This window comes from Pseudomonas sp. 05N434 (genome assembly GCF_056396965.1).
This window is the reverse complement of record NZ_JBFTMK010000546.1, coordinates 1-3,385: the sequence shown is the minus strand read 5'-3', so window position 1 is coordinate 3,385 and position 3,385 is coordinate 1. Positions and strand designations below refer to the sequence as shown.

Genomic DNA, 3,385 nt, shown 5'->3' with positions numbered 1-3,385 from the left:
TCGCGGGCCTGGACGTAAAACGCATCATCAACGAACCAACCGCAGCCGCACTGGCCTACGGTATGGACAAGGCCAAGGGCGATCACACTGTGATCGTTTACGACTTGGGTGGCGGTACTTTCGACGTTTCCGTTATCGAGATCGYTGAAGTCGATGGCGAGCACCAGTTCGAAGTGTTGGCCACCAACGGCGACACCTTCCTGGGCGGTGAAGACTTTGACATTCGCCTGATCGACTACCTCGTCGACGAATTCAAGAAAGAAAGCGGCATGAACCTCAAGGGTGATCCGCTGGCCATGCAGCGCCTGAAAGAAGCTGCCGAGAAAGCCAAGATCGAACTGTCCTCGAGCCAGTCGACCGACGTGAACCTGCCGTACATCACTGCAGACGCTACCGGTCCTAAGCACTTGAACGTGAAAATCTCCCGCGCCAAGCTCGAAGCGCTGGTGGAAGACCTGGTTCAGCGCACCATCGAACCTTGCCGCATCGCGATGAAAGACGCCGGTATCGATGTCAGCAAGATCGACGACGTGATTCTGGTCGGCGGTCAGACCCGTATGCCAATGGTGCAGAAAGCTGTTTCCGACTTCTTCGGTAAAGAAGCTCGTAAAGACGTTAACCCGGACGAAGCTGTTGCCATGGGTGCTGCGATCCAGGGCGCTGTATTGGCCGGCGACGTGAAAGACGTTCTGCTGCTCGACGTCAGCCCGCTGACCCTGGGTATCGAAACCATGGGTGGCGTGATGACTGCGCTGATCGAGAAAAACACCACGATTCCTACCAAGAAATCGCAAGTGTTCTCGACCGCTGACGACAACCAGAGCGCTGTGACCATTCACGTGCTGCAAGGTGAGCGTAAGCAAGCCGCACAGAACAAGTCCCTGGGCAAGTTCGACCTGGCCGAGATTCCACCGGCTCCACGTGGCGTGCCACAAATCGAAGTGACCTTCGACATCGACGCCAACGGCATTCTGCACGTAGGCGCCAAAGACAAGGCTACCGGCAAGACTCAGTCGATCGTGATCAAGGCCAACTCCGGTCTGTCCGAGGACGAAATTCAGCAGATGGTTCGCGACGCTGAACTGAATGCTGAAGAAGACCGCAAGTTTGAAGAGCTGGCGAGCGCTCGCAACCAGGGCGACGCGCTGGTTCACTCGACTCGCAAAATGGTCGCTGATGCTGGCGACAAGGTGAGCGCTGAAGAGAAGACTGCAATCGAAGCGGCAGTCGTTGCCCTGGAAGCCGCTGTTAAAGGCGACGACAAGGCTGCGATCGAAGCCAAGGTTGAAGAGCTGTCCAAGGTCTCCGCGCCAGTGGCTCAGAAAATGTATGCCGAGCAGGCTCAGCCAGCTGAAGGCGCGGCACCGAAAGGCGAAGCGGCTGAAAAAGCTGACGACGTCGTCGACGCTGAGTTCGAAGAAGTTAAAGACCACAAGTAAGTTGTTGGTCGCCCGGTTGACTGCCTTCAGGCGGTGACTGGTAGGATGTCGCCGCGCGGGAGCTTGCTCCCGCGTTGGCGTGTCTGGAGTTAGCGAATTTTTACAGCATGCGACAACGCTCGCGTGTTGGTGGCATGGCCGGGGATGCTCCTGCTTTCCGCGCCGAAAGTGCCGCATCGAATCAAAGACCAGGATCGTTGAATTGACGTGAGTTGGGTCCGGGCCTGTATTGGGGCTCAACGAGTTTGACGAGGCTCAGGAGAGGTTTGTCGAACGTCCTTAAGAGTGCAAAGACTTATGGCAAAGCGTGACTATTACGAAGTATTGGGTGTTGAGCGTGGCTCAAGCGAAGCAGACCTGAAAAAGGCCTACCGCCGCCTGGCGATGAAGCACCACCCGGACCGTAATCCCGATGACAAAGCGTCGGAAGATATGTTCAAGGAGGCCAACGAGGCCTACGAAGTGCTGTCCGATTCCAGCAAGCGCGCGGCCTATGACCAATACGGTCATGCCGGTGTCGACCCGAGCATGGGTGGCGGCGGTGCCGGTTTTGGTGGCCAGAACTTCTCCGATATCTTTGGCGATGTCTTCAGTGACTTCTTCGGTGGCGGTCGCGGCGGCTCCCGTGGCGGCGCGCAGCGTGGCAGCGACCTGCGTTACACGCTGGAGTTGAACCTGGAAGAAGCGGTGCGCGGCACAACCGTGAATATCCGTGTTCCGACACTGGTCAACTGCAAGCCGTGTGATGGCTCGGGCGCCAAGAAAGGCTCCTCGCCGGTCACCTGCCCGACGTGTGGCGGTATCGGTCAGGTACGCATGCAGCAAGGCTTCTTCTCGGTGCAGCAGACCTGCCCGCGTTGCCATGGCCAGGGCAAGATCATTTCCGATCCGTGCGATTCCTGCCACGGCGAAGGTCGTGTCGAAGAGTACAAGACGCTTTCCGTCAAAGTGCCGGCCGGTGTCGATACCGGTGACCGTATTCGTCTGTCCGGCGAAGGCGAAGCGGGCGCGCAGGGTGGTCCGACCGGCGATCTGTACGTGGTGATCAATGTGCGTGAGCACGCGATCTTCCAGCGTGATGGCAAGCACCTGTTCTGCGAAGTGCCGATCAGCTTCGTCGACGCAGCGTTGGGCGGCGAGCTGGAGATTCCGACCCTTGATGGTCGGGTCAAGCTGAAGATCCCTGAGGGGACTCAGACCGGCAAGCAGTTCCGTGTTCGCGGCAAAGGCGTTGCGCCGGTTCGTGGCGGCGGCGCTGGCGACCTGATGTGTCGTGTGGCGGTCGAAACCCCGGTCAACCTGGGTCGTCGTCAGCGCGAATTGCTGGAAGAGTTCCGCAGCTCCCTGGCGGACGACAACAGTCATTCGCCGAAAACCACTGGTTGGTTCGAAGGCGTGAAGCGCTTCTTCGGCGATTTGTAAGGAGTGAGCATGCGACGTATAGCTGTGATGGGTGCCGCCGGCCGCATGGGCAAGATCCTGGTCGAGGCGGTGCAGCAGCGCGCGCCGCTGACCGGTCTGACCGCCGCCATCGTGCGTCCCGGCAGTACGCTGATTGGCGTGGATGCCGGTGAGCTGGCCTCGTTGGGGCGTATTGGTGTGCCGCTGTCCGGTAGTCTGGATTCGGTGGCTGATGAGTTCGACGTGCTGATCGACTTCACGCTCCCGGAAGTCATGCTGAAAAACCTGGCTTTCTGCCGTAAGGCGGGCAAGGCCATGGTGATCGGCACGACGGGACTGGACGCCGCGCAGAAGCAGTTGCTGGCCGAGGCGGGCAAGGATATTCCTATCGTGTTCGCGGCCAATTTCAGCGTCGGTGTAAACCTGTCGCTGAAGCTGCTCGACATGGCTGCGCGCGTGCTGGGTGATGATGCGGATATCGAAATCATCGAGGCTCACCATCGGCACAAGATCGATGCGCCTTCGGGCACGGCGCTGCGCATGGG

Annotated in this window: 3 protein-coding genes; all 3 read left to right on the top strand. The window is 59.2% G+C overall.

Features of this window, described 5'->3' with window-relative positions; genetic code table 11:
* On the top strand, positions 1-1,439 hold a 1,439-nt coding region (dnaK, locus tag AC1DLB_RS25475), incomplete at its 5' end, for a molecular chaperone DnaK (protein WP_477785870.1).
* 297 nt (positions 1,440-1,736) lie between these two features.
* Positions 1,737-2,861 (top strand): molecular chaperone DnaJ, encoded by a 1,125-nt coding sequence (gene dnaJ / locus AC1DLB_RS25470; RefSeq protein ID WP_018929477.1) that lies wholly within the window; start codon positions 1,737-1,739, stop codon positions 2,859-2,861.
* 9 nt (positions 2,862-2,870) lie between these two features.
* Positions 2,871-3,385: 4-hydroxy-tetrahydrodipicolinate reductase (dapB, locus tag AC1DLB_RS25465; protein WP_477785869.1), on the top strand; the 515-nt coding region annotated here is incomplete at its 3' end.

Bases quoted from the DNA above. Each gene is read 5' to 3' on its own strand.
- dnaJ (WP_018929477.1), top strand. From the start codon at position 1,737: ATGGCAAAGCGTGACTATTACGAAGTATTGGGTGTTGAGCGTGGCTCA.